Raw genomic sequence first — 23,837 nt, 5'->3', positions numbered from 1 at the left:
GCGCCGAACGTCAATTACAGCGCAGCGCGGGTCATGCCTGAGGAGAAATGGAATGCTGATCAGCCACAAAAAAACGTGGGCCCCGAGGGTGACGGCGCTGTGTACAGCGCTGGTTGCTCCCTACGCCTTCGCCGACCAACCCACCACGCCGGAACCGTCCCGCGTGGTCAAGACCGAAGGCGCGCCGGACCTGAGCCAGGCCGACTTCGACTCGGCCAAGGAAATCTATTTCCAGCGCTGCGCCGGCTGCCACGGGGTCTTGCGCAAAGGCGCCACCGGCAAACCGCTGACACCCGACATCACCCAGTCCCGCGGCCAGGCCTACCTGGAGGCGCTGATCACCTACGGCTCCGCCGCCGGCATGCCGAACTGGGGCACCTCCAACGCCCTGACCAAAGACCAGATCACGGTGATGGCCAAGTTCATCCAGCACACCCCGCCGACACCACCTGAATGGGGCATGGCCGAAACCCTCAAGACCTGGAAGGTCCTGGTCAAACCCGGAGACCGTCCGACCCGGCAGCTCAACAACCTCAATCTGCAAAACCTGTTTTCAGTCACCCTGCGCGACGATGGCAAGATCGCCTTGATCGACGGCGATACCAAGAAGATCGTCAAGCTGATCGACACCGGTTATGCGGTGCACATCTCGCGCATCTCCGCATCGGGGCGCTACCTGCTGGTGATCGGCCGCGATGCCAAGATCGACATGATCGACCTGTGGCCGAAAGAGCCGACCAAGGTGGCGGAAATCAAGGTGGGCATCGAAGCCCGCTCGGTGGAGACCTCCAAGTTCAAGGGCTACGAGGACAAGTACACCATCGCCGGTTCCTACTGGCCGCCGCAGTTCACCATCATGGACGGCGAGACCCTGGAGCCCAGGCAGATCGTCTCGACCCGGGGCATGACCGTCGATACCCAGCAATACCATCCCGAGCCACGGGTCGCGGCCATCATCGCCTCTCACGAATGGCCGGAGTTCATCGTCAACGTCAAGGAAACCGGCAAGGTGATGCTGGTCAACTACCAGGACATCAAGAACCTCACCATCACCAGCATCGACGCCGCGCCGTTCCTCCATGACGGCGGTTGGGACAGCAGCCATCGCTACTTCATGACGGCCGCCAACAACTCCAACAAGGTCGCGGTGATCGACTCCAAGGAACGCAAGCTCACTGCCCTGGTGGATGTCGGCAAGACCCCGCACCCGGGGCGCGGCGCCAACTTCAACCACCCACTCTATGGACCGGTCTGGGCCACCAGCCACTTGGGCGACGCCGGGGTTTCCATGATCGGCACCGACCCGATCAAGCATCCGCAATACGCCTGGAAGCAGGTCGGTTCGCTCCAGGGCCAGGGTGGCGGCTCGCTGTTCATCAAGACCCACCCCGCCTCGCGCCACCTGTATGTCGACACCACCCTCAGCCCGGACGCCAAGCTCAGCCAGTCGGTGGCGGTGTTCAACATCGACAAGCTCGACGCCGGCTACACGGTGCTGCCGATCGCCGAATACGCCGGCATCGAGAAAGGCGCGCTGCGCGTGGTGCAACCGGAATACAACAAGGCCGGCGACGAGGTCTGGTTCTCGGTCTGGAGTGGTCAGGAAGACGAGTCGGCGCTGGTGGTGATCGACGACAAGACCCTCAAGGTCAAGAACGTGATCAAGGACAAGCGCCTGATCACCCCGACCGGGAAATTCAACGTCTACAACACCCAACACGACATCTATTGAGCCCCATCAATAAGAGGAAAAACCATGAAGCCTATTCTGATTGCCCTGGCCTTGACTGCCGCCTACAGCCTGCCGGCGTTGGCGCAAGACGGCCCGACGCTGTTCAAGAGCAAACCCTGCGCCGCCTGCCATTCCATCGACACCAAGGTGGTGGGCCCGGCGCTCAAGGAGGTTGCGGCGAAAAACGCTGGCGTCGCCGGGGCCCAGGACGTGCTCGCCAAGCACATCAAGGAAGGCACGCAAGGCAACTGGGGACCGATGCCGATGCCGGCCAACCCCGTGACGGAAGAGGAAGCCAAGATCCTCGCTGCGTGGGTCTTGACCCTTAAATAAACCCAGGCAGGACCTGCCTGATACGACCCCGTGGCGAGGGAGCTTGCTCCCGCTGGGCTGCGCAGCAGCCCCAAAAGCCACCTGACGACTCAATGTGTCAGGCAAGACCAGGGGGCTGCTTCGCAGCCCTGCGGGAGCAAGCTCCCTCGCCACAAAAGCGGTGCGATTTTATTCAGGAGAGCGTCATGGAACGACATAGCCATATCACTTCGATGATCGCCCTCCTCCTGCTTTCCACGCCCTGCGTGCTGGCCGCTCCCGACAGCCAGCGCCAGATCCAATTGCAACACCTGCTGGACCAGGACTGTGGCGCCTGCCACGGCCTGTACCTGACCGGCGGCCTCGGTCCGCCCCTGACCCACGAAGCCCTGGCCGGAAAATCCCGCGACAGCCTCATCGCCACCGTCACCCTCGGACGGCCCGGCAGCGCCATGCCCGGTTGGGCAACGTTGCTTGCGCCCGACGACATTCGCTGGCTGGTGGACCGGCTCCTTCAAGGAAAACCCGCCCCATGATCCGTTCCTTCCTGTCCTCCACGGCCATCGCCCTGCTGCTCTGCGGTTGCGCCCAGACACCGTTGCGCGGCACCGGCGATTTGGGCGTGGTGGTGGAGCGCGCCAGCGGCAGCCTGCAAATCATCGAAAGCGACACCCGCACCGCCCTGGGCCGCGTCGAAGGCCTGGGCGACTTGTCCCACGCCTCGGTGGTGTTCTCCCGCGACCAGCGCTACGCCTATGTCTTCGGCCGTGATGGCGGCCTGAGCAAGGTCGACCTGCTGAGTGCGCGCGTCGAACGCCGGATCATCCAGGGCGGCAACAGCATCGGCGGCGCGATCAGCCAGGACGGCAAACTGATCGCCGTTTCCAACTACGAGCCCGGCGGCGTCAAGGTGTTCGATGCCCGGACCCTGGAACAGATCGCCGACATCCCGGCCACGCCGTTGCCCGGCGGCCAAAAGCGCTCACGGGTGGTGGGCTTGGTGGATGCGCCAGGACAACGCTTCGTGTTCAGCCTGTTCGACACCGGCGAAATCTGGACCGCCGATTTCAGCCTGGGCCTCACCCCGCGCATCGAGCGTTTCACCGCCATTGGCCAGCAACCCTATGACGCCCTGATCACCCTGGACGGGCGTTATTACATGGCCGGACTGTTCGGTGAAGACGGTATGGCCCAACTCGATCTCTGGCACCCGGAGCGCGGGGTGAAACGGGTACTGGGGCATTACGGGCGCGGCCAGGAGCGGCTCCCGGTGTACAAGATGCCGCACCTGGAAGGCTGGGCCATCGCCGACCGGCAAGCCTTCGTGCCCGCCGTCGGGCATCACCAAGTGTTGGTGATGAACGCCCAGGACTGGCAACAGACCGACGCCATCGCCGTGGCCGGTCAACCGGTGTTCGTCACAGCGCGACCGGATGGCCGACAGTTGTGGGTCAACTTCGCCTACCCGGACAACGACCGTGTCCAGGTCATCGACACCCAGACCCACGCCATCGTCGCCGACCTGCGGCCGGGTCCGGCAGTGCTGCACATGGAGTTCACCGCCCGAGGCGACCAACTGTGGCTGTCCGCCCGGGATGGCGGTCAGGTGCAGGTCTGGGACCCTTATCGCCTCGAACGCCTGGGCAGCTTGCCGGCCCTGAGCCCCAGCGGCATTTTCTTCAGCAGCCGCGCCCACAAGCCGGGGTACTGACCATGACACTCAACTCACTGTCCCGGCGCCTGATCGATCGATTCCAGCATGGCCTGCCGTTGTGCGCCGAGCCCTATCAAGCCATGGCCGAGGCCTTGGGCTGCAGCGAAGCCCAGGTCATCGACTGCCTGCACCACCTGCAAGTGGCCGGGACATTATCGCGCGTCGGCCCGGTGTTCGAACACACCCGGGCCGGGGCCAGCACCCTCGCCGCCCTGGCCGTGCCCGAAGACCGCTTGCACCAGGTGGCGGCACGCGTCAGCCAATACCCGGAAGTCAATCACAACTATGCCCGGGAGCATCGCTACAACCTCTGGTTCGTACTGACCGGCCCCAACCGGGCCCACCTGGACAACATCCTCCAGGAACTGGAACACGACACCGGTCTCACGCCACTGGACCTGCCCATGCTCACCGCCTACCGCATCGACCTGGGCTTTGCCCTGGAGGCCACCCCATGAAAAACGCCCTGAGCGAGCAACAGTCACTGGCACTGCGCCGTCTACTGGAAACCGGCCTGCCCCTGACATCGCGGCCCTTCCAGGCCCTGGCCGAGCAGATCGAGGCCAGCGAGCCCCAGGTGCTCGAGCAGGTGCAGCGCTGGCACGAACAGGGCCTGTTCCGGCGCGTCGGCCTGGTGGTCAACCATCGCGCCCTGGGGTTTGCCGCCAACGCCATGCTGGTGCTGGACGTGCCGGACGCCCTGGTCGATGAAGTCGGTCGGCGCCTCGGCCAGGCCCCCGGCATCAGCCTTTGCTACCAGCGCCCGCGGCGCCTGCCCCAGTGGCAATACAACCTGTTCTGCATGATCCACGGTCGCCAGCGCGATCGCGTCGAAGCCCAGGTCCAGGCGCTGCTGGAAGAACACGTGCTGGACGACCTGCCCCACCAATTGCTGTTCAGCACGCACCTGTTCAAGCAATGCGGCGCACGTTACGCCGCACCGGTCGGAGCCCGTATCGATGGATGACCTCGACCGCCGCCTGATCAATCGCCTGCAACTGGGCCTGCCGCTGGTCCACCATCCTTGGCAAGCCCTGGCCCAGGAACTGGACAGCAGCAGCACTGAATTGCTCGACCGCCTGCACGAACTGCTCAACGACGGCGTACTCACCCGCTTCGGCCCGATGTTCGACATCGACCGCCTGGGCGGCGCGTTCACCCTGGCGGCGCTGGCGGTGCCCGAACCGCGCTTCGAAGCCATTGCCGAGCTGCTCGCCGACATGCCCGAAGTGGCCCACAACTACCGCCGCGAGCACACCTGGAACATGTGGTTCGTGCTCGCCTGCTCCAGCGAACAGGCGATCGACGACACCCTGCGGCGCATCGAACACCTGACCGGCCTGGTGCCGCTGAACCTGCCCAAAGAGGAGACCTACCATGTCGGCCTGTATTTCCCCGTCTGAGGCTTCCTGGCAAACGCCGCCACGGCTGGATGAAACGCCCTTGGCGTTGCGCCTGGTGGAACTGACCCAGGCCGGCCTGCCCTTGCTCGAAGACCCCTGGGCCTGGCTGGCCGAGCAACTGGGCTTGAGCGTGGAATCCACCCTCGACCTGCTCAAGCGCCTGCAGGCCGAAGGAGCGATCCGGCGGATCGCCGCCGTGCCCAATCATTACCGCCTGGGTTATCGCCACAACGGCATGACGGTCTGGGACGTGGCCGACGCCGACATGTCGCGCCTCGGCGCGCTGCTGGGGGCGCAGCCCTTCGTCAGCCACTGCTACCGGCGGCCGCGTCGGCCCGGCTGGCGCTACAACCTGTTCGCCATGGTCCACGGCCGCAGCCGCGAAGAAATCGACAGCTACCGCGAACACCTGCGTTACCTGCTGGGGGACGCCTGCGCCGCCGACGACATGCTGGTGAGCAGCCGCATCCTGAAAAAAACCGGCCTGCGCCTGACACCTGTGGGAGCAAAGCTTGCTCGCGAAACAGGGGCGTCGGTTTTATGAAGGAGCGCATCGGCTTCATCGCGGGCAAGCCTTGCTCCCACCAACCCTTGCTCCCACAACGCGGGAGCAAGCCGCGCTGAACCCGCACGTCGATCGAAATCGAAGGAGCGCTTTATGTTGAGGATCAGCCACTACCTGCGAGCCCTGGCCGGGCAATGCCCCGCCCCACGCGTCGCACCACCGGGCAAGCACCGCCCGCCGGTGGTGATCTGGAACCTGCTCAGGCGTTGCAACCTGACCTGCAAGCACTGCTATGCGACGTCGGCCGACAGCGTGTTTCGCGACGAACTGGACACCGCGGCGGCGCTCAAGGTCATCGATGACTTGCATGACGCCGGGGTGCGCGTGCTGATCCTGTCCGGCGGCGAGCCGCTGCTGCGCGACGACCTGTTCCAACTCAGTGCCTATGCCCGCAGCAAGGGCTTTTTCCTGGCCCTATCCACCAACGGCACACTGATCGACGCCTCCAATATCCAACAGATTGCCGCGGCGAACTTCGATTACGTCGGCATCAGCATCGACGGCCTGGAAGCGACCCACGATGAGTTCCGCCAGCTCAAGGGCAGCTTCGCCAGCTCCATGGCGGCCATCCGGCTCTGCCGCGAGCAAGGCATCCGGGTCGGATTGCGCACCACCCTCACCCAGCAAAACCACGCCCAGTTGCCGCGCTTGCTGGACTTGATGGATGAGTACGACGTGCAGAAATTCTATCTGTCGCATCTGAACTACAGCGGCCGGGGCAAGCGCAGTCGCAAGCTCGATGCCCACCAGCAAATGAGTCGCGAGGCCATGACCCTGATCTTCGAGCGAGCCTGGCACGACATCGAACAGGGCCGCGACAGTGACTTCGTCAGCGGCAACAACGACGCCGATGCGATCCTGTTGCTGCAGTGGGTATCCCGACGCATGCCCCAGCACTACGCCGCACTGGAGCAGATGCTGCGGGCCTGGGGCGGCAATGCGTCGGGCAGCGGCATCGCCAACATCGACAATACCGGCGAGGTCCACCCCGACACGTACTGGTGGCAGCACTCGGTGGGCAACGTGCGCCAGACGCCGTTCAAGACACTCTGGTCAGACCGCCCCGATGCCCTGCTGCTGAAGCTGCGCGAACATCCACGGGCCGTGGGCGGCCGTTGTGGACAATGCCGCTGGCTGGACATCTGCAACGGCAATACCCGCACCCGCGCCTGGGCCGACGGCGACCTGTGGGGCCAGGACCCCGGCTGCCACCTCAACGATGACGAAATTGGCCTGCACGCGATTCCCAGCGTTGCGATGCCCTGCGCCTGATAAACCGACGGCGAACCTGATGACGAACCAAGGAAGTCCCATGCCTGCCTCCATCGTTTTGCCCGCTGCCCTGCAATCGCCCTTCAGACCGGGTGAAGTCGCCCTGGTCGGCGCCGGCCCCGGTGACCCGGGCCTGCTGACCTTGCGCGCCTGGAGCCTGTTGATGCAGGCCGACGCGGTGGTCTACGACCGCTTGATCAGCCCGCAACTGCTCAACCTGATCCCCCTGCCCTGCGCCCGGCACTACGTCGGCAAGGCCGCCGGCTGCCACAGCCTGCCCCAGCCACAAATCAACGAACTGCTGGCCGACCTGGCCGACCTGGGCCAACGGGTGGTGCGGCTCAAGGGCGGTGATCCGTTCATCTTCGGTCGCGGTGCCGAGGAGCTGGAGTATCTGCTGGCCCGGGGTATCGATTGCCAGGTGGTGCCCGGCATCACCGCCGCAGCCGGTTGCAGCACCTACGCCGGGATTCCCCTGACCCATCGCGATATGGTCAATTCCTGTCGTTTCATCACCGGTCATCTGCAACGCGAAGGCGACTTGAACCTGCCCTGGCAAAGCCTGGCGGATGACAGCCAGACCCTGGTGTTCTACATGGGCTTGTCGAACCTCGGCACCATCGCCACGCGGCTGATCGCGGCGGGCCTGGCGGCCGACACGCCGGCGGCCTTGATCAGCAACGGCACGCGACCCGACCAGCAGGTCCTGCGTGGCACCCTCCAGCAATTGCCGGAGATGGCACTGACGTGCGCCGAAGGCCTGCCGACCTTGACGGTGATCGGCAAGGTGGTCGGCTTGTTTGCCCATCAGTTGCTGGAGCATCCGGCGCGCCTGCACCCGGCCATACCGCTCCAGCCCGGTATCGCGAGGGTGGCATCATGAGAATCGGCTGGCTTGCCCCGTTGCTGTGGGTCGGTGCCGTCCACGCTGCCTCGGCGCCTGAACCGGACCTGGCATTGGCCGAACGCAACTACCAGCAACACTGCCAGCAGTGCCACGGGGTCAATCGCATCGGCGCTGCCGGGCCGGCGTTGTTGCCCCAGAGCCTGAGCCGGATCAAACCCGACGAGATTCGCCAGGTGATCAAGCATGGACGCCCGGCCAGCCAGATGGCGGCATTCGGCGCGGTGCTGGAGCCCGCGCAGATCGATGGCCTGACCCATTATCTCCAACGTCCGCCTGCCGTCGAACCGACCTGGAGCGAGGACGACACTCGCCGCAGCCATCGCCTGCTGGCGGATGTCGCCACCCTGCCCGACAAACCCCAGCACCACGCCGATCCGCTGAACCTGTTCGTGGTGGTGGAGGCTGGCGACCATCACGTCGATATCGTCGACGGGGATCGCTTCGAGGTCCTGGCGCGCTTCGCCTCACACTTTGCGTTACATGGCGGACCGAAATTTTCGCCGGACGGACGCTTCGTCTATTTCGCCTCCCGGGACGGCTGGATCAGTCTGTATGACTTGCACAACCTCACGCTCATCGCCGAGGTGCGGGCCGGGCTCAATACCCGCAACCTGGCGGTGAGCAAGGACGGGCGCTGGGTGCTGGTGGGCAATACCCTGCCGGGCAACGTGGTGGTGCTAGATGCCCGCGACCTGTCGCTGGTCAAGACGGTTGCAACGGTAGGGCTGGGCGGCCAGGCCTCGCGGGTCAGTGCGGTCTATACCGCGCCGCCGCGCAACAGCTTCATCGTGGCCTTGAAGGACGTGAAGGAGGTCTGGGAGCTGTCCACCGGGCCGAACCCGGACTTCGTGCCCAGGCGGATCGAGGCCGAGGATTATCTCGACGACTTTTCCTTCTCGCCCGATTACCGGCAGTTGCTCGCCACCTCGCGCAAGGCCCAGGGCGGCCAGGTGATCGACCTCGACACAGGGCGGATCGTCACCGACATCGCGCTGCCGGGCATGCCGCACCTGGGCTCGGGGACCTATTGGAAACGCGATGGGCACTGGGTGTTCGCCACGCCCAACATCAGCAAGGGGCTGATCTCGGTGATCGACTTCGACACCTGGAAAGTCATCAAGCAGATCCCCACCCTGGGGCCGGGTTTCTTCCTGCGCAGCCATGCCAACTCTCGCTACGCCTGGACCGATGTGTTCTTCGGCCCCGACAACGACGCCATCCACCTGATCGACAAACAGACCCTGGAAATCGCCCACACCCTGCGGCCCATGCCCGGCAAGACTGCCGCCCACGTCGAGTTCACCCGCGACGGGCGCTACTTGCTGCTGAGTATCTGGGACACCGATGGCGCGCTGATCGTCTACGACAGCAACACCCTCGAGGAAATCAAGCGCCTGCCCATGAACAAGCCTTCGGGCAAGTACAACGTCGGCAACAAGATCGAGTTCGCCGAGGGGACATCCCACTGAAAAAAGGGGGCTGATGCGCAGCCCCAATATCAATCGACCCGAGGCACCAGGCCTCAGGGCTGCTGCGCAGCCCAGCGGGAGCAAGCTCCCTCGCCACAAAAGCGATCGGAGGGGTACATCAGTGAAACATCCTGTGGGAGCGAGCTTGCTCGCGATAGCGGCGGGTCAGTCAACATCCATGCCGACTGACTTGACCCCATCGCGAGCAAGCTCGCTCCCACAGGGTTATGTGCGCAGCCAGGGGGTCACCCTTACCAGGTGAGCACCGCGCCCACCGCAAAGGTGTCGGTGTCTTCGTTCTGCGCACTAGTGTCGTGGCCGTTGATTTCGAACTGGTTGTACTCGGCCACGAGCTTGAGGTTGTCGTTGATATCGTGGAACAGCGCAATGCCCCGGGTTTCGTAATCGGCGCCACTGCCTACCACGCCGTTGCCGTCGTCATCGGTCTTGCCGTAGGACAGCGCCAGACGGTTCTTGCCCAGTTTGTACGAGCCCTGCAACAGGTAGCCCTTGCTGTCGACATTGCGCAGGGTGGCTTCGCCGGCGTTGTTGGTGAAGAACGGGTTGATACCCTTGGCCTGGAACCCCGAACCGGTGAGCGACAACCCACCCATCTTCGCTTGCACGCCATACCCCAGGCCTTTGGAAGTCACCGATTCGACGGTGGAATCAGTGTTGTCCGAGGTCTGGTAGCTGCCGTTGAGCCAGCTGTAGATCTTCGCCCCGCCCAGGTCGAACTGGTAGGTGATCTCGCTCTCGGTGCGCGGGTTTTCCTGATAGGCCTTGCCGGTAGCGCTGTTGTCGTTGGTGTCCACCGGGTCCATGATCCCCACCGCCACCCGCAGCCCGTCCATCACGGGTGTGCGGTAGGTGATCTGCGAGGTCGGGAACGGGTACGGGTAACCGCTGCCGATGTTGCCGAACGACACGCCACCGCCGTCCACCAGCCCCAGGGTATCGCTGACCTGACCATAACCGGCGAGCAGTTCGTCCAGCAGGATGTTGGAGCGGGCAAACAGGCCAAAGTCCTTGCCGATCAGCACTTCGCCCCACTCCGGGTTGGCCACGGTGCCGTAGAACTGGCGCACGTCGATGGCGGTGTCGGTGCCATTGGTTTCACTGTCGTTGATGGTCACCCAGAACGAAGCCCGGGCGCCGAGCTTGAGGTCATCGACCTGCTTGCCCATGTTGAAGCCCAGGTAGTTGGGCAAAAAGCCCATCTTGACCCGCGCCTGCCGACGGTCGTATTGCTCACCCGCGCGGTCCACGTCGCTGTTGACGTAAAAGGCGTTGATGTAGCCGTCGGTGGAAAAAGTGGCCTGGTCTTTGTCGTACAACATGATTTCAGCGTTGGCCCAAGACGTCAGGCCCAGACTGGAAAGACCGGCGATGACCGCAGGCAAAAAACGCAGGCAGGTATTTTTATTGTTGTGCATGGCGCGCTCCGCAACAGGGGACGGGATGTCGGAGGCGATTATCGAAAGGTGCCAGGGCGCGTCATACGCTGCCTTGGAGGCAATTGGCGAATGCTTTGGCAGCGCCGGCCCGGCGCGGCAGTTTGGGTGTAAGACGGCGAGGTCGACGGGCGCGACAGCTTGGGTGTAAGACTGCCTTGCCGACGGGTGCGATACTTTGGGTGTGGGCCGCTTGTCCCGCTTATTGTGGGAGCGAGCTTGCTCGCGATGGCGGCAGTTCATTCAACAATGCGGTTGGCTGACACAACGCTATCGCGAGCAAGCTCGCTCCCACAGGTTTGCACCGTGTTGCTTTTGTAGCGAGGGAGCTTGCTCCCGCTGGCCTGCGCAGCAGGCCCCCTCGCTATCAGCTCAGAACCTCGGCTTGACGGTCTTCCACTCCGGCCGGTAGCGCTGCATCTGCCGCACATCGTCGCGCTGGCGGATACCGCAACTGAGGAACTGGTCATGCAGCTTGCCCAGTTGATCCCGGTCCAGTTCCAAGCCAAGGCCAGGCGCCCGGGTGATCTTCACGCAGCCGTCGACAATCGGCAGTTTGCCGCCCTTGATCACTTCTTCATCCGGCTCCTGCCACGGGTAATGGGTGTCGCAGGCGTAGTCCAGGTTCGGCACCGCGGCCGCCACGTGGGCCATGGCCATGAGGCTGATGCCCAAGTGCGAGTTCGAATGCATCGACACGCCCAGGCCGAAGGTGCTGCACATTTTCGCCAGGGCCTGGGTGTCCCGCAGACCACCCCAGTAATGGTGGTCGGCCAAGACGATCTGCACGCTGTCCAGGGCCACGCTGCGGCGGAACTCATCGAAATCGGTGACCACCATATTGGTCGCCAGCGGCAGCCCCGTGCGCTTGTGCAGCTCGGCCATGCCTTCCAGCCCTGGCGTCGGGTCTTCGTAATACTGCAGGTCATCCCCTAGCAGCTCGGCCATGCGAATCGAGGTCTCCAGGGACCAGTTGGCATTGGGATCGATGCGCAACGGGTAGCCGGGAAAGGCCTGTTTCAGCGCTTTGATGCACGCCACTTCATGTTCCGGATCGAGGGCGCCGGCCTTGAGCTTGATGCTCTTGAAGCCATAGTCCTGGATCATCCGCCGGGCCTGGGCGACGATCTGCTGTTCGTTGAGCGCCTCGCCCCAACTGTCGGGCGGGTACGGCGAATCGATGTGCTCGGCGTACTTGAAAAACAGGTAGGCACTGAACGGGATCTCGTCGCGAATCGCGCCGCCCAGCAGGTCCACCAGTGGCACGTTCAGGGAGTGGGCCTGCAAATCCAGGCAGGCCACTTCGAACGCCGAGTAGGCATTGCTCACCGCCTTGCTCGCATGGGAGCCCGGTGCCAGTTCGGCACCGGCAACGCTGGCCGGTTTCTGCGCGGCGACGGTCGCCTGGACGATGGCCCGCAACTGATTGAGGTTGAACGGGTCCAGGCCGATCAACTGGCTCTGCAACTGCTGCTGGATTGCCAGGGCCGGGGCATCGCCGTAGCTCTCCCCCAAGCCTATGTAACCGTTGTCGCTCTCGATCTCGATGATCGAGCGCAGCGCGAACGGCTCATGGATGCCGCTGGCGTTGAGCAAGGGTGGATCGCGAAAAGCGATGGGTGTCACGGTGACGCGTTTGATCTTCATACAGCGGCTCCCGATGGGCCAGGTTTCAAGGCTTGCGATTTTTCCGGCTGATTCGCTTCGGCAACGGTTTCGGGCCGGCCGGACAGTGAGTTCGGGGTGTCGCGCTTCGGCGCGGTGCGGGCGAAAAAGATCACCACGGCGGCGACAAGCGAGGTGGCGGCCAACCCATACAGGCCGCCCTCGATGGAGCCCGTGGTCTGTTCCAGGAAACCGAAAGCCGTGGGCGCGACGAAGCCGCCGAGGTTGCCGATGGAGTTGATCAAGGCGATCACCGCCGCCGCGACACGGGCATCCAGGTAACTTTGGGGAATCGGCCAGAACAACGCCGACGCCGCCTTGAAACCGATGGCCGCGAAACAGATCGCCACGAAGGCAAAGATCGGCCCCCCGGTGGTGGACATGAACATGCCGAACGCAGCGATCACCAGCGTCACCGCGACCCAGGCCTGCTGGAATTTCCATTTACCGGCCAGGGCGGCAAAGCCGTACATCGCGACGATGGAAATGATCCACGGAATGGAATTGAGCAAACCGACCTGGAAGTCCCCCAGGCTCCCCATTTTCTTGATCATGCTCGGTAGCCAGAACGTGGCGCCGTAGATGGTCAGGGCGATGGAAAAGTAGATGAAACAGAACAGCGCGATCTGTCGGTCAGCCAGCAACTTGAACATCGACGGCTTGATCACTTGCGCGGCTTCCCGGGCCCGCTGCTCTTCGGCGATGGCGGCGATCAATACGGCTTTCTCTTCAGCCGTCAGCCATTTGGCCTGGCTCGGGTGCGATTGCAGCCAGAACCAGACAAACCCGCACAGCACGATGGAGGCAAAACCTTCGATCAGGAACATCCATTGCCAGCCATGCAGGCCCATCCCGCTGATGTGCAGCAAGGCGCCAGACACCGGGCCGGAAATCACCGAGGCGATGGCCGAACCGCTGAGAAAGATCGCCATCGCCTTGCCGCGCTCGTTGGCGGGCAGCCACTGGGTGAAGTAGTAGATGATGCCGGGAAAGAAGCCCGCCTCCGCGGCGCCGAGAATGAAGCGCAGCACATAGAAGCTGGTTTCACCTTGCACAAAGGCCATGGCCATCGCCGCCGCGCCCCAGGTGAACATGATGCGTGTCAGCCAGGCCCGCGCGCCGTAGCGTTGCAACAGCATGTTGGACGGAACTTCGAACAGCGCGTAGCCGACGAAGAACAACCCGGCCCCGAGCCCGTAGGCCGCGGCGCCGATGCCCAGGTCGGTTTCCAGGTGACTGCGCACGAAACCGATGTTGACCCGGTCGATGTAGTTGACGATGAACATCACCACCACCAACGGCAGTACATGACGTTTGACCTTGGCCGCCGCGAGCGCCAGGGTGCTGTCATGGGTGGAGTCCGTTACGTTATTCAAGGGGTGCCTCCCGATCATTGTTTTTGTGGGGAACGGGACGATGATGGACGCGGTGGATTGTTCCCGTCTAATCTAACTTGGCACTTGATTGATACCTGGATTGAATCAATGTTTGAACTGGCCCAGTTGCGCTGCTTCACCACCGTGGCGACCGAACTCAACTTCCGTCGCGCCGCCGAACGCCTGAACATGACCCAGCCACCGCTGAGCCGGCAGATCCAATTGCTGGAACATCACCTGGGCGTCGAACTGTTCACCCGCAGCACCCGCAGCGTGGCACTCACCGCCGCCGGCCGGGCGTTTTTCATCGAAGCGCAGAACCTGTTGGAACAGGCGCAACAAGCCGCCGTGGCGGCCCGGCGTTTCGCCCAGGGCGACATCGGTTCGGTGACCATCAGCTTCGTCGGCAGCGCGGTGTACGAGTTCTTGCCCAAAGTGATTGCCGAGGCCCGGCTGAAACAGCCCCAAGTCAAGATCGTCCTGGCGGAGATGAACACCTACCAGCAGCACGAAGCCCTGCGTGCCCGGCGCATCGACCTGGGCATCGTCCGCTCGCCGCTGCTGGAAACCGGCTACGCCACTGAATGCCTGGTGCGCGAACCCTTCGTGCTAGCGGTCCCGGCCGGGCATCCGTTGGCCAGCGCCGAAGCCGTCAGCGTCCAGGACCTGGATGGCCAACCATTCCTGATGTACTCCCACGCCGCCTACCCGCCCTTCAACGAACTGCTCACCGGCATGCTCCGCTCGGCCCGGGTCGCGCCGCAATTCGTGCAATGGTTGGGGTCGTCGCTGACGATCCTGGCCCTGGTCAACGCCGGCATGGGCCTGGCCCTGGTACCGCGTTGCGCCACCAGCGTGGTGTTCAAGCAGGTGGTGTTTCGCGAGATCGACCTGGGTGAAGGGGTGCAGAGCGAATTGCACCTGGTGTGGCGCGAGGACAACGACAACCCGGCGTTCACCATGTTGCTGGAAGGGATCAGGGGAGCGGTTCGCGAAGGGTTGTGAATGCGCCACCACGGCTAAAGAGTCTCCTGTGGCGAGGGAGCAAGCTCCCTCGCCACATTGTTGTCCATCCCCCCGAGGTGCTTTTGACCAGGCCAGGTTGATTTCGCACATTGCCCAACGACTCGGCTATTCCCGTTATCTTCGACAAGTTGTACGATGACAGACGAGGGCGACCAAGCCCTCATACGTTCCGAATACCTACAACAACAAGGAAATCTCCATGAAAAAAGCGACATTGATCGTCAGCTTCTTTTGCCTGTTCAGCGGTTACGCAGCGGCGGCCACTTCATCCGCCGAGCAGGAAGTGGCCCAGGCCGTCGACCACCTGACCCAGGCCATGCTGCATAAAGACATCCCCCAACTCCAGGCCCTGGCCGCCGAGAACCTCACCTACGGGCACTCCAGCGGTAACATCCAGGATAAGAAAGCCTTCATCGCCGACATCGAAACGGGCAAGAGCGCATTCAAGACCCTGGAAATGCAGAACCAGAAAATCACCTTGTCCGGGGACACTGCGCTGGTGCGCAATCACTTCTCGGCACAGGCGCTCAAAGGCACGGAAGTGGTGCCAACGGAAATCGAGAACTTCCAGATCTGGCAGAAGCAGAAAGATGGCAAGTGGCTGTTGATCGGCCGTCAGGCGTTTCGGTTCTGATCGCTGGCTGAACGCAAAACTGATGTGATTCATTGTGGGGAGGGGGTTTTGTCAGGCTCCGGACCAGTGCTGCCGGTACTCCAACAGGAAGTCCACGAAGGCACGCACCCGTTGCGGCACATACCGGCCATGGGGATACAGCAAGGTAAACGGACGCGAGCGCCCCGCAAAAGGCGCAAGTACCTCCACCAATTGCCCATTGGCCAGCTCCTGCTCCACGATGAATTTGTAGGTCTGGAACAAGCCGGCGCCATGTTTGGCCAGCGTCACGCCGCCGAGCACATCGTCGGAACAGCAATACCCTCCTTCGCTGAACACCTCCTTTTCCTTGCCCTCGACATTGAACAACCAGGAAATCCGTCGCCCGCTGCTGGGCAATTCGAACTGGATGCACTCGTGGTCGTCCAGCTCTTCAAGAACCTGCGGCGTGCCGGCCTTGCGCAGGTAATCCGGGGACGCGACCACCACCAGTTTCGCGTCTTCCAGCAGCCGGGCGATCATCGATGAGTCCGGCTGGGCCCGTACCCGGATGGCGAGGTCATAACCTTCGGCGACGAAATCGATGTTTCGATTGCTCAGGTGCAGGTCCACGCTGACTTGCGGGTACAGCGCCCGAAAAGCCGGCAGCAACGGCAGGATGCGGTGATGACCGTAGGTGGTGGGCAGACTGATACGCAACTGCCCGGACGGCACCGATTGCGCGCCCATCATTTCCTGTTGCGCCTCGACCAGTTGCGTCAGCGCTTGTCGGCATTGTTCGAAATAGGTCTTGCCGGCTTCGGTCAGGCGGATGCTGCGGGTGGTGCGCACGAAAAGCCGTGAACCCAGGCGCTCTTCCAGGCGAAAGATCGAGCGGCTCACCGCCGCCGGGGTAACCCCCGCCAACTGCGCCGCGGCCGTGAAACTGCCCGCCTCCGCCGCGAGGCAGAACAGTTCTATGCTACCCAACTGCAGGTCTTCGAAATGCCGCTTCATGATTCGTTACACCGCGTATCAACTGAAGTTTCCAAAGTCCTGTTTATCAGCCCGTGACGTATAAATACAGTGGCCTTGCAACACGCGGGCGTTGTCCTGCGTCCATTTCCCATCAGCTGGAGTGCAACATGCCTTTCGTCAATGTGCGAATTACCCGAGATGGCGTCACCCGTGAACAGAAAGCCCAGGTGATTGCCGAAATCACCGAAACCCTCCAGCGCGTGCTGGGCAAGGACCCTCACTTGACCCATATCGTGATCGAGGAAGTGGATACGGATAACTGGGGTTATGCGGGGATGACGACCACCGAGTATCGAAGTCTTCCCAAGGAATAAACGCTCTGCCCCTCCCGAGCCCGGTCCAACTGACCGGGCTTTTTTCTGCCTGCCAACCCAACAACCCAACAACACTGTGGGAGCGAGCTTGCTCGCGATGGCGGCGTGTCAGTCAACATCACTCCCGACCGACCTGACGCTATCGCGAGCAAGCTCGCTCCCACAGGGGTTAGGTGCTGCCCTTGCCATTGATTACATGACGTATCAACTCAAGTACCAGAAGCCTTATTTATCAAACCCTGAGGCATCAATACCCTGATCTCAACCACCGCCATACAGGCGCATCGGTTCCATTCAATGCGATCAGGAGTCAATCATGAGCCTCAACAAAACCGTCATCATCACCGGCGCTTCCAGCGGGATCGGCCTGGGTCTGGTCAAGGCGTTCCTGGCCCGGGGATACAACGTGGTGGGCAATGCCCGCTCTCCGTCCGGACTGGACGCTGCCGCCGCCCAGCTCGGCCACCCGGCCGGTTTCATGGGTGTGGCCGGCGACATCGCTGACCCGGCCACTTCAACCGCCCTCATCGCCCAAGCTGTCGAGGTGTTTGGCGCCGTTGACGGGCTGGTGAACAACGCCGGTTTCTTCCTGCCAAAACCCTTCGTCGAATACAGCCCCCAGGACCTGGACGCGCTGCTGGATACCAACCTCAAGGGCCTCGTCTACGCCAGCCAGGCCGCAGCGGCGCACATGATCGGGCGCCAGCGCGGCTTCATCATCAACATTTCAGCCGCCGTGGCGCTGCAACCGAACATCCAGGTGCCGGCTGCGCTGCCAGTATTGATAAAGGGCGGCGTCAACCAGATGACTCGCGCCCTGGCCCTGGAACTGTCGCCCCACAACATCAAGGTCAACGCGGTCGCACCCGGCATCATCGACACGCCCATGCACGACCCGGCGCACCGCGACTTCCTCGACAACCTGGCCCCGGCCGGTCGCGTGGGCACCATCGAGGAAATTGCCGAGGCCGTGTTGTACCTGGCGGGCGCTGATTTCACGACTGGCGCGATACTGCCGGTGGACGGCGGGATGAGCACCGGTAAGTGGTAGGAAAAACTGTGGGAGCGAGCATGCTCGCGATGAGGTCCAGTCAGTCAGCCTCTCATTGACTGACCCGACGCCATCGCGAGCAAGCTCGCTCCCACCTGGACTGCGACTGCCCGCGGCTTCAAAGGGTGTAGGAAATCCCGGCCTGTACCGTCCGCGGTGCGCCTGGGTAGGCGTAGACGTTCCCGAAAGCGCCTTCTTCGTAGTCGGCGTCAAACAGGTTCTTCAGGTCCAGGTTGAGGCGGATCCGTTCGTTGACCTTGTAGTAACCGAGCAGGTCCACAACCGTGTAGCTGTCCATGGAGAATGCAGTCGCCGAAGTCTGGCCGGCCCGTTCATCCACATACTTGGCGCCTAGCCCCAGGCCCAGCCCTTTGAGGCCGCCATCCTGGAACTCATAGACGTTCAACAGGCTGAAGGTGTTCTTGGGCACGTTGAGCAAGCGGGTGCCGGACGGGATATTGATGTCCTTGGTCACTTCGGCATCCACGTAGGCGTAACCACCAATCACGCGCCATTGCGGCGTCAGGTTGCCCGCCACGTTCAGGTCAAAGCCACGGCTGCGCACTTCGCCGGCGGCCACGCTGAAGGTGGAATCCACGGGGTCAGTGGTGAGCACGTTACGTTTTTCGATCTGGTACACCGCCGCATCGACGCTCAACTGACGATCCAAGGCTTCCCACTTGATCCCCATCTCATAGGACTTGCCCTCTTCCGGCTTGAACCCGCCGCCTGCGCGACTGGCACCGTTGTTGGGCTTGAACGAGCGTGCGGTATTGGCATAGACCGCCACGGTGTCGGTCAGGTCGTAGATCATACCCAGGCGCGGGGTGACGGCACTGTCGGTGACGTCCCAGTTCCGACTACCAGGCGGGTTCTGGGGGACGAAACTCTCATACTGATGCTCGAATCGCTCAAACCGCGCCCCCGCCAACAACTTCAAACGCTCCGTCAGCGCCACCTGATCCTGGACGAACACGCCAAACGTCTTGAGGTTCTCCTGGTCATCGGTGGGCGTGCGCGTCAATGCGGGGCGTGGCTGGCCATACACCGGGTCGAAGATATCGATCGGGTAGGCACCGGCGCCCGCGGCGGAACGCTGGATGATGGATTGGTAGTCGTAGTCTTCATACTCGACGCCCGTCAACAACGTGTGCTCGAACCCGCCGGTGGAAAAATGCCCGGTGAGGTTGAGTTGGGTGTCGCGGTCGGTCCATTCCAATTTGCGGTAGTTGAAGTTGCGCCCCAGGGTGCGCCCATCGGCGGCGATGCCGTTGCCTTCGACGGCATTGCCCTGCAGGGTGCCGTCAAGCCACTGGGTTCCGACGGCCAGGGTCCAGTCGTCGTTGAGCATGTGCTCGAAGCGCACCTGCAGCATGTTGTTGTCGTTGTGCAGCTTGCCGGCGTCTTTTTCGCCGAAGAACGTATCGCGCGAGGCGGTGCCGCGCTGGCCGGCGTAATGGGTCAAGCCCCGGTCCAGCGGATGGTTGTTGCGCATGAAATCGCCTTCGAAGGTCAGGCGCGTAGTGTCGTTGACCTGCCAGGAGACCACCGGCGCGACGCCGTAGCGCTCGGTTTCGACGTGGTCGCGGAACGTATCGCCGCCCTCGCCGATCACGTTCAGGCGATAAGCCAGGCGCCCTTCTTCGTCCAATGGGCCGGACGCATCCAGCGTACCGCGACGCATTCCCTGGTCGCTGACCTGGCTGCCCAGGGTCACCGTGCGCTCGGCCAACGGCTGCTTGGACACCACGTTGAAGGTACCGCCCGGATCGCCACGGCCATAGAGCATGGTGGCCGGGCCGCGCAGGACTTCCAGCCGCTCGATGGTGTTGGCGTCGGGCATGTTCGGGTAGCCACGGTTGATCGGGAAACCGTTGCGGTAGAACTCCCCGGTGGTGAAACCGCGGACAGTAAAGGTGGTCAGGCCCTGGCCGCCAAAATTGTTCGCCCGGCCCACGCCGCCGGCGTAATCGAGAGCATCCTGCAAGCGTGTGGCACTCAGGTCTTCGACCACGTCGCGGGACACCACGGAAATGGATTGCGGGGTTTCATGGATCGCCGTGTCGGTACGGGTGGCACTGGCCGAACGGGTGGCGTGATAGCCCTTCACCGGTCCCTGTGCTGATTCATAGTCGGCGTTACCGACGATATCCGTGGCTTGCAACTCAAGGGAGGCCGGCTTGGCAGGGACTGGCTGTTCGGCCCAGGTGGAAACGGAATAAGCCTGGAGCACACACAGTGAAACGAGAATCCGACGCATCGATGCACAATCCTAATGGAAAAAAGCCTCCACATCGGGAGGCTGACAAGAATGTGTCGCGAAAGATACAGCAACTCATTGCTGTTTGATATTTATTCCCATTAACGTTGATATTTTTTGTGACTGGCCAGTCCGTCATCGCGAGCAAGCTCGCTCCCAAAAAAGGGGGCTGCGGCGACCTCAATCTTTCGGTCGCCACCCTTCCAGGAGACATGGATCCACATCAAGCCACCATGTGCTTCTCACGATGAAACTCAAGGTACAGCACAGTACGGTGAGCCCTGGACGCATTGACCGCAAAGTGATCCAGGGATCCATCGAAAATCACCAGGTTACCGTTGGTGCTCTGGTTGAAGCTGCCGTTGACATTAAGGTAGGCATAGTTCTGTGTGGTAGGCGCGTCGATGGTCAATTGCATATGCAGCAAACCTTCTTCCCAAGTGCCGGTATGAGAATGCGTACCGAGGAACACGTTGGGTTCCATGCGCAACAAGGCGCAAAGCTTGATGCCAGGAATCTTGCTCAGCAGCTCGATGGTCCCGGGCATGGCATCGCGGGCGTAGGGGATCGGGGTGTCGTAGGCCACCAGGCCGTATTGGGTCCATTCCGGCATGATATCCATGTCGTCACCCCAGCCCCAGAGCCAGCCATACTCTCCCCCAGCCGCCATGTGAGCGTCGATCTCCTCGACGATCTCGGCGATCTGCTTGCCCACGCGGTTGATCGTCAGGGTTGGCGCATCGAGGGCCAGAAATTCCTCGCGGATCACTTCCCAATTGTCGGCCAGGTTCTTCAGTTGCGGAAAACGGCTGGGATCATAAAACGACGGGCGCATAGGTACTCCTTTTATTAAGGTTGTCGATTCCGCTGGCGATGCCAGATAGTCCTGTCCGCCGGGAGAGAGGGGCGTAGCAGGAGAGCCTGCCAAGGTTGACCCACCGGGCTTGGCCTGTCTGTCACGGGAATCAGGTACATCAGGGCCGACCGGCATTACAGGGGCTCGACCTGGGGTGTTTCGATCATCCGCGCGACCGCCCCCGGCGCCGGGGGCTCGTCCAGCCGACGCATCGGTCCATACAGCAAGACGCTCAATGGCAGGAACGCGAACAACCCGCCGGCCACCACGAACAGCAACCCCACACCACGCCCCGGCCCCACGCCCAGCCAACGTCCGATCGAGTCGGCATAAAGACCGCCGGGCATCAGCGCTGGCTGGAACCAGTGGTCCACCAGGAAACCGCCGACGATCACCGCCAGGCTGGTGGTGGCGATGGTCAACATGCTGATCAACGCAAACACACTGGCACGGCTCCCGGCGGGGATCCTGCGCATCCACAGCGAGTTCACACTGGCATCGGCGATGCTCGCCATGGTGATCGCGACAAAGGCCAGTGCGCAGTAGGCGAAGGTCTGCGAGACCAGCCCCAAGGCGACGACACAACCTGCCAACAACAGGTCGGCCACCGCCACCAGCGCCATCAACCGGCGTGGATTGCCCATCGAGATCAGCAGCCCCGCGCCCGCCAGCCCACCCAGGGCCGCCCAGGTGTAGGCCATGCCCAAGGCCTGGCTGCCCAGGGTCGACAGCAGCAATGGCGTCATCATCAAGGTGGCCAGTGACAACAGCGCCGTGCGCATCATGGTGTAGACCAGCAGCCCGGCCATCAGCCGCTCGGCGACAAAGAACTTCAGCGCCGCGGCGACATTCCCCAGCGCCCCGCCAAACACCGTGCCTTTGGGCCCGCCGTCCTGGCGACCCGGCGCCCCTCGCACATGGGAGAACGCCTTGATCACCAGCAAGGTGCCGGAACAGAAGGTCATCAGGTCCACCGCCAGGATCGTCACCAGCCCGGCACTGGCCATGATCGCCCCCGCCAACAACGGTGCCACCAGGGCTGACGCGTTCTTGCTGATACTGATCAACCCCGAGGCCCGGGTGAACTTGTCAGGGGCGACAATCGTACTGACAGCGGCCTGATAGGCCGGTTTGCGAAAGGCGCCGACAATCGACGCCAGGCAATTGAAAATGTACAGGTGCAACGGCTCCAGGCGTTCGAACCAGAGCAGCGCCATGACTCCGAGGAGCAGCACCGCCAGGGTCACATCGCAACAGACAATGATTACCCGGTGGCTGATCCGGTCGGCCAGCCCACCCGCCAAGGGCAAGAACAACACCGCCGGCAATGTCGCCGCCAGTACCACGTTGGCGAAGGCCACCGCCGAACCGGTATGGTTGTACACCCAGACACCCAGGGCGAATTCCATCAGCGCCGTGCCCACCACCGCCAGCGACTCGCCGCACCAGAGGAAATAGAAACCGCGCCCCAGGTCAAAACCCCGGCGGCCGCTCCCCACGCTCATGGGCGCACATCGCGAGGCGTGACCACACCGAGCAACTTGTCCAGCAGCCGATAGGCCAGGGAATAAAGCACCGCGCCCAATATCAACGGCGCAAAACGGGAAAACAGATAGGTCCGCAACACCCGCCTGGCGATGGGCGAGCTGATGTTGCCGCTGACGTGCAAGGGCGTCGGGAACGTCGCCGCGACGGTTGCGCCGAATTCATCGTCCATCGATTGCACGGCGTGCCACCAGTAGACCGGGATGTACAGCGCATCCCCCGGCTCCACCACCGTACGCAGCGCCCGCAACGCTTGAGTGCCAGGGAAGCGCCCGGTGTCGATGTCGTACAGGTAGCCCGCCTCCTCGATCACCGGGCGCAGGGCCCGCCAGCTGGCTTCGTCCGGCGGTAACAGCAACACTTCCTTGGCACCGACGACCTGGGCCATGAACGTTTCATCGACGACATGGAAGTGCCAATCGGTATAGGAGTTGCGGTACAGGAAACTGCGATGGGGCGGGTAGTGCCGGGACTTGCCCAACTGCGGCATGAAGGGCAACCCACCGACATCCTCCTTCATCGGCTCGATGGCCGAGCCTTCGGAGAACCGGCAACTGTCGGCCACCAACGGCGAATCCCCCACGTTCAGGTCGTCGAGAAACTGGTGGAACGGCATTTCCCGATACACCGTGTTGGCATACTCGGTCAGCTCGGCCTTGACCTTCGGGTTGGACCAACCGATGACCTCGGAAACGATCTGCGAGCGCACCACCACCGCACTGTTGCGCGAGTGCGCCTTGAGGTAGTCCAGGCGTTGCCATTTCTGGAAAGCCGGCCAATGCCGTACCGCATTCTTGACCAGGCAGGGACGGTTGCGATTGACGTAGCGGCGGGTGAATTCCTCTTTGGAAATCGCCAGCGCATCGATCACGTCGACCGCGCCTGCCTGTGGGTGATTGGGAAAGCGGGACAAGCTCCAGAACTTCGTCGCTGGGCGGTCCGATTCGGCGGTTAATGGCATGTTCGACCCTCGCAAGCACACTCAGGGCCGTTGGTATAACAGACTCGCGCGACCACGCCCAAGCGCCGCAAAGCCACGTTCCGCGCCGTTGTCCCTGCTTCCCATGACAGACATCCCAAGGCGGATGCTCTAATTTTTTCTCACTTTGTGAAGGGATATCAGGCGCAGCCGAACGGCAGGACGGGACCCTCGACGGCTCGCAACGCAGCCCTCGCCGCCCCGTCGCCCCCAGCGCCTTGCGCCGCCCCCGATGTCCTTCTCCACGGCTATTGATTCCGCCGACTGGCAGTCGTCCAGGCCTTCACCACTGCCATTCGAACGGAGA

Annotated in this window: 23 protein-coding genes; 15 read left to right on the top strand and 8 right to left on the bottom strand. The window is 62.8% G+C overall.

Translation table 11 applies throughout. The annotated features are described in order from the left end of the window. Positions 1 to 52: 52 nt before the first annotated feature. From nirS to J4E63_RS11830, 11 genes are all read left to right on the top strand, one after another. A complete protein-coding gene (gene nirS / locus J4E63_RS11880; RefSeq protein ID WP_207282080.1) occupies positions 53 to 1,732 on the top strand; it encodes a cytochrome D1 domain-containing protein in 1,680 nt (559 codons plus the stop codon). A gap of 24 nt (positions 1,733 to 1,756) precedes the next feature. Beyond that, the gene (locus J4E63_RS11875; protein WP_053119574.1) at positions 1,757 to 2,065 is read left to right on the top strand and encodes a c-type cytochrome; all 309 of its coding nucleotides are present in this window, start codon (positions 1,757 to 1,759) and stop codon (positions 2,063 to 2,065) included. 185 nt (positions 2,066 to 2,250) lie between these two features. Beyond that, positions 2,251 to 2,580 carry a cytochrome c gene (locus J4E63_RS11870; RefSeq protein WP_207282079.1) on the top strand — a complete coding sequence of 110 codons (330 nt, stop codon included), beginning with the start codon at positions 2,251 to 2,253 and terminating at the stop codon, positions 2,578 to 2,580. Then, positions 2,577 to 3,755: a cytochrome D1 domain-containing protein gene (locus J4E63_RS11865; protein WP_207282078.1), complete on the top strand. Its 1,179-nt coding sequence runs from the start codon at positions 2,577 to 2,579 to the stop codon at positions 3,753 to 3,755. Before J4E63_RS11870 ends, J4E63_RS11865 begins: the two co-directional genes overlap by 4 nt. A 2-nt stretch (positions 3,756 to 3,757) precedes the next feature. Beyond that, positions 3,758 to 4,216, top strand: coding sequence for an Lrp/AsnC family transcriptional regulator (locus J4E63_RS11860; RefSeq protein WP_207282077.1), 459 nt, complete (start codon positions 3,758 to 3,760; stop codon positions 4,214 to 4,216). Then, positions 4,213 to 4,725 carry an Lrp/AsnC family transcriptional regulator gene (locus tag J4E63_RS11855; protein WP_207282076.1) on the top strand — a complete coding sequence of 171 codons (513 nt, stop codon included), beginning with the start codon at positions 4,213 to 4,215 and terminating at the stop codon, positions 4,723 to 4,725. The genes J4E63_RS11860 and J4E63_RS11855 overlap by 4 nt, the downstream gene beginning before the upstream one ends. Continuing rightward, complete coding sequence (locus J4E63_RS11850; RefSeq protein ID WP_207282075.1) at positions 4,718 to 5,161, top strand: Lrp/AsnC family transcriptional regulator; 444 nt, start codon at positions 4,718 to 4,720, stop codon at positions 5,159 to 5,161. Before J4E63_RS11855 ends, J4E63_RS11850 begins: the two co-directional genes overlap by 8 nt. After that, entirely contained in the window at positions 5,136 to 5,705 is a 570-nt protein-coding gene (locus J4E63_RS11845) for an Lrp/AsnC family transcriptional regulator (RefSeq protein ID WP_207282074.1), read from the top strand. Before J4E63_RS11850 ends, J4E63_RS11845 begins: the two co-directional genes overlap by 26 nt. 114 nt (positions 5,706 to 5,819) lie before the next feature. Next, entirely contained in the window at positions 5,820 to 6,998 is a 1,179-nt protein-coding gene (gene nirJ, locus J4E63_RS11840; protein WP_207282073.1) for a heme d1 biosynthesis radical SAM protein NirJ, read from the top strand. A gap of 40 nt (positions 6,999 to 7,038) precedes the next feature. After that, the gene (gene cobA / locus J4E63_RS11835) at positions 7,039 to 7,881 is read left to right on the top strand and encodes a uroporphyrinogen-III C-methyltransferase (RefSeq protein WP_207282072.1); all 843 of its coding nucleotides are present in this window, start codon (positions 7,039 to 7,041) and stop codon (positions 7,879 to 7,881) included. Beyond that, a complete protein-coding gene (locus tag J4E63_RS11830; RefSeq protein WP_207282071.1) occupies positions 7,878 to 9,374 on the top strand; it encodes a nitrite reductase in 1,497 nt (498 codons plus the stop codon). The genes cobA and J4E63_RS11830 overlap by 4 nt, the downstream gene beginning before the upstream one ends. 251 nt (positions 9,375 to 9,625) lie before the next feature. Here the strand turns inward: J4E63_RS11830 and J4E63_RS11825 are convergent, their stop codons facing one another. The 3 genes from J4E63_RS11825 to J4E63_RS11815 all read right to left on the bottom strand — a co-directional run bounded on the left by J4E63_RS11825 (position 9,626) and on the right by J4E63_RS11815 (position 13,887). After that, a complete protein-coding gene (locus tag J4E63_RS11825; RefSeq protein ID WP_207282070.1) occupies positions 9,626 to 10,810 on the bottom strand; it encodes a porin in 1,185 nt (394 codons plus the stop codon). A 390-nt stretch (positions 10,811 to 11,200) separates the two neighbouring features. After that, positions 11,201 to 12,475 (bottom strand): glucarate dehydratase family protein, encoded by a 1,275-nt coding sequence (locus J4E63_RS11820; RefSeq protein WP_192261299.1) that lies wholly within the window; start codon positions 12,473 to 12,475, stop codon positions 11,201 to 11,203. Next, a complete protein-coding gene (locus tag J4E63_RS11815; RefSeq protein ID WP_192261300.1) occupies positions 12,472 to 13,887 on the bottom strand; it encodes an MFS transporter in 1,416 nt (471 codons plus the stop codon). Before J4E63_RS11815 ends, J4E63_RS11820 begins: the two co-directional genes overlap by 4 nt. Positions 13,888 to 13,977: 90 nt before the next feature. On the opposite strand from J4E63_RS11815, the gene J4E63_RS11810 reads away from it, so the two are divergent. Then, the gene (locus tag J4E63_RS11810) at positions 13,978 to 14,874 is read left to right on the top strand and encodes a LysR substrate-binding domain-containing protein (RefSeq protein WP_207282069.1); all 897 of its coding nucleotides are present in this window, start codon (positions 13,978 to 13,980) and stop codon (positions 14,872 to 14,874) included. A gap of 220 nt (positions 14,875 to 15,094) precedes the next feature. Then, on the top strand, positions 15,095 to 15,529 hold the full coding sequence (locus J4E63_RS11805) for a nuclear transport factor 2 family protein (protein WP_192261302.1): 435 nt from the start codon (positions 15,095 to 15,097) through the stop codon (positions 15,527 to 15,529). Between the two features lie 51 nt (positions 15,530 to 15,580). Here the strand turns inward: J4E63_RS11805 and J4E63_RS11800 are convergent, their stop codons facing one another. Continuing rightward, positions 15,581 to 16,504 (bottom strand): LysR family transcriptional regulator, encoded by a 924-nt coding sequence (locus J4E63_RS11800; RefSeq protein WP_207282068.1) that lies wholly within the window; start codon positions 16,502 to 16,504, stop codon positions 15,581 to 15,583. Between the two features lie 128 nt (positions 16,505 to 16,632). Here J4E63_RS11800 and J4E63_RS11795 point away from each other — a divergent pair, with 128 nt between their 5' ends. After that, the gene (locus J4E63_RS11795; protein ID WP_092172994.1) at positions 16,633 to 16,839 is read left to right on the top strand and encodes a 4-oxalocrotonate tautomerase family protein; all 207 of its coding nucleotides are present in this window, start codon (positions 16,633 to 16,635) and stop codon (positions 16,837 to 16,839) included. Positions 16,840 to 17,155: 316 nt separating this feature from the next. Further along, positions 17,156 to 17,890: an SDR family NAD(P)-dependent oxidoreductase gene (locus J4E63_RS11790; protein WP_207282067.1), complete on the top strand. Its 735-nt coding sequence runs from the start codon at positions 17,156 to 17,158 to the stop codon at positions 17,888 to 17,890. Between the two features lie 118 nt (positions 17,891 to 18,008). Here J4E63_RS11790 and J4E63_RS11785 read toward each other — a convergent pair whose 3' ends face one another. From J4E63_RS11785 to J4E63_RS11770, 4 genes are all read right to left on the bottom strand, one after another. Then, positions 18,009 to 20,150, bottom strand: a complete 2,142-nt coding sequence (locus J4E63_RS11785; RefSeq protein WP_207282066.1) for a TonB-dependent siderophore receptor — start codon at positions 20,148 to 20,150, stop codon at positions 18,009 to 18,011. Positions 20,151 to 20,373: 223 nt separating this feature from the next. Beyond that, positions 20,374 to 20,985: an aspartyl/asparaginyl beta-hydroxylase domain-containing protein gene (locus J4E63_RS11780; RefSeq protein WP_060742635.1), complete on the bottom strand. Its 612-nt coding sequence runs from the start codon at positions 20,983 to 20,985 to the stop codon at positions 20,374 to 20,376. A 155-nt stretch (positions 20,986 to 21,140) separates the two neighbouring features. Next, positions 21,141 to 22,511, bottom strand: a complete 1,371-nt coding sequence (locus tag J4E63_RS11775) for an MFS transporter (protein WP_207282065.1) — start codon at positions 22,509 to 22,511, stop codon at positions 21,141 to 21,143. Next, positions 22,508 to 23,512, bottom strand: coding sequence for a cupin-like domain-containing protein (locus tag J4E63_RS11770; protein ID WP_207282064.1), 1,005 nt, complete (start codon positions 23,510 to 23,512; stop codon positions 22,508 to 22,510). The genes J4E63_RS11775 and J4E63_RS11770 overlap by 4 nt, the downstream gene beginning before the upstream one ends. Positions 23,513 to 23,837 lie beyond the last annotated feature (325 nt).

The organism is Pseudomonas sp. FW300-N2F2 (assembly GCF_017351655.1).
GTDB lineage: Bacteria > Pseudomonadota > Gammaproteobacteria > Pseudomonadales > Pseudomonadaceae > Aquipseudomonas > Aquipseudomonas fluorescens_AA.
This window is presented reverse-complemented; position numbering and strand designations above follow the sequence as displayed.

Bases quoted from the DNA above. Each gene is read 5' to 3' on its own strand.
- nirS (WP_207282080.1), top strand. From the start codon at position 53: ATGCTGATCAGCCACAAAAAAACGTGGGCCCCGAGGGTGACGGCGCTG.
- J4E63_RS11875 (WP_053119574.1), top strand. From the start codon at position 1,757: ATGAAGCCTATTCTGATTGCCCTGGCCTTGACTGCCGCCTACAGCCTG.
- J4E63_RS11870 (WP_207282079.1), top strand. From the start codon at position 2,251: ATGGAACGACATAGCCATATCACTTCGATGATCGCCCTCCTCCTGCTT.
- J4E63_RS11865 (WP_207282078.1), top strand. From the start codon at position 2,577: ATGATCCGTTCCTTCCTGTCCTCCACGGCCATCGCCCTGCTGCTCTGC.
- J4E63_RS11860 (WP_207282077.1), top strand. From the start codon at position 3,758: ATGACACTCAACTCACTGTCCCGGCGCCTGATCGATCGATTCCAGCAT.
- J4E63_RS11855 (WP_207282076.1), top strand. From the start codon at position 4,213: ATGAAAAACGCCCTGAGCGAGCAACAGTCACTGGCACTGCGCCGTCTA.
- J4E63_RS11850 (WP_207282075.1), top strand. From the start codon at position 4,718: ATGGATGACCTCGACCGCCGCCTGATCAATCGCCTGCAACTGGGCCTG.
- J4E63_RS11845 (WP_207282074.1), top strand. From the start codon at position 5,136: ATGTCGGCCTGTATTTCCCCGTCTGAGGCTTCCTGGCAAACGCCGCCA.
- nirJ (WP_207282073.1), top strand. From the start codon at position 5,820: ATGTTGAGGATCAGCCACTACCTGCGAGCCCTGGCCGGGCAATGCCCC.
- cobA (WP_207282072.1), top strand. From the start codon at position 7,039: ATGCCTGCCTCCATCGTTTTGCCCGCTGCCCTGCAATCGCCCTTCAGA.
- J4E63_RS11830 (WP_207282071.1), top strand. From the start codon at position 7,878: ATGAGAATCGGCTGGCTTGCCCCGTTGCTGTGGGTCGGTGCCGTCCAC.
- J4E63_RS11825 (WP_207282070.1), bottom strand. From the start codon at position 10,810: ATGCACAACAATAAAAATACCTGCCTGCGTTTTTTGCCTGCGGTCATC.
- J4E63_RS11820 (WP_192261299.1), bottom strand. From the start codon at position 12,475: ATGAAGATCAAACGCGTCACCGTGACACCCATCGCTTTTCGCGATCCA.
- J4E63_RS11815 (WP_192261300.1), bottom strand. From the start codon at position 13,887: ATGATCGGGAGGCACCCCTTGAATAACGTAACGGACTCCACCCATGAC.
- J4E63_RS11810 (WP_207282069.1), top strand. From the start codon at position 13,978: ATGTTTGAACTGGCCCAGTTGCGCTGCTTCACCACCGTGGCGACCGAA.
- J4E63_RS11805 (WP_192261302.1), top strand. From the start codon at position 15,095: ATGAAAAAAGCGACATTGATCGTCAGCTTCTTTTGCCTGTTCAGCGGT.
- J4E63_RS11800 (WP_207282068.1), bottom strand. From the start codon at position 16,504: ATGAAGCGGCATTTCGAAGACCTGCAGTTGGGTAGCATAGAACTGTTC.
- J4E63_RS11795 (WP_092172994.1), top strand. From the start codon at position 16,633: ATGCCTTTCGTCAATGTGCGAATTACCCGAGATGGCGTCACCCGTGAA.
- J4E63_RS11790 (WP_207282067.1), top strand. From the start codon at position 17,156: ATGAGCCTCAACAAAACCGTCATCATCACCGGCGCTTCCAGCGGGATC.
- J4E63_RS11785 (WP_207282066.1), bottom strand. From the start codon at position 20,150: ATGCGTCGGATTCTCGTTTCACTGTGTGTGCTCCAGGCTTATTCCGTT.
- J4E63_RS11780 (WP_060742635.1), bottom strand. From the start codon at position 20,985: ATGCGCCCGTCGTTTTATGATCCCAGCCGTTTTCCGCAACTGAAGAAC.
- J4E63_RS11775 (WP_207282065.1), bottom strand. From the start codon at position 22,511: ATGAGCGTGGGGAGCGGCCGCCGGGGTTTTGACCTGGGGCGCGGTTTC.
- J4E63_RS11770 (WP_207282064.1), bottom strand. From the start codon at position 23,512: ATGCCATTAACCGCCGAATCGGACCGCCCAGCGACGAAGTTCTGGAGC.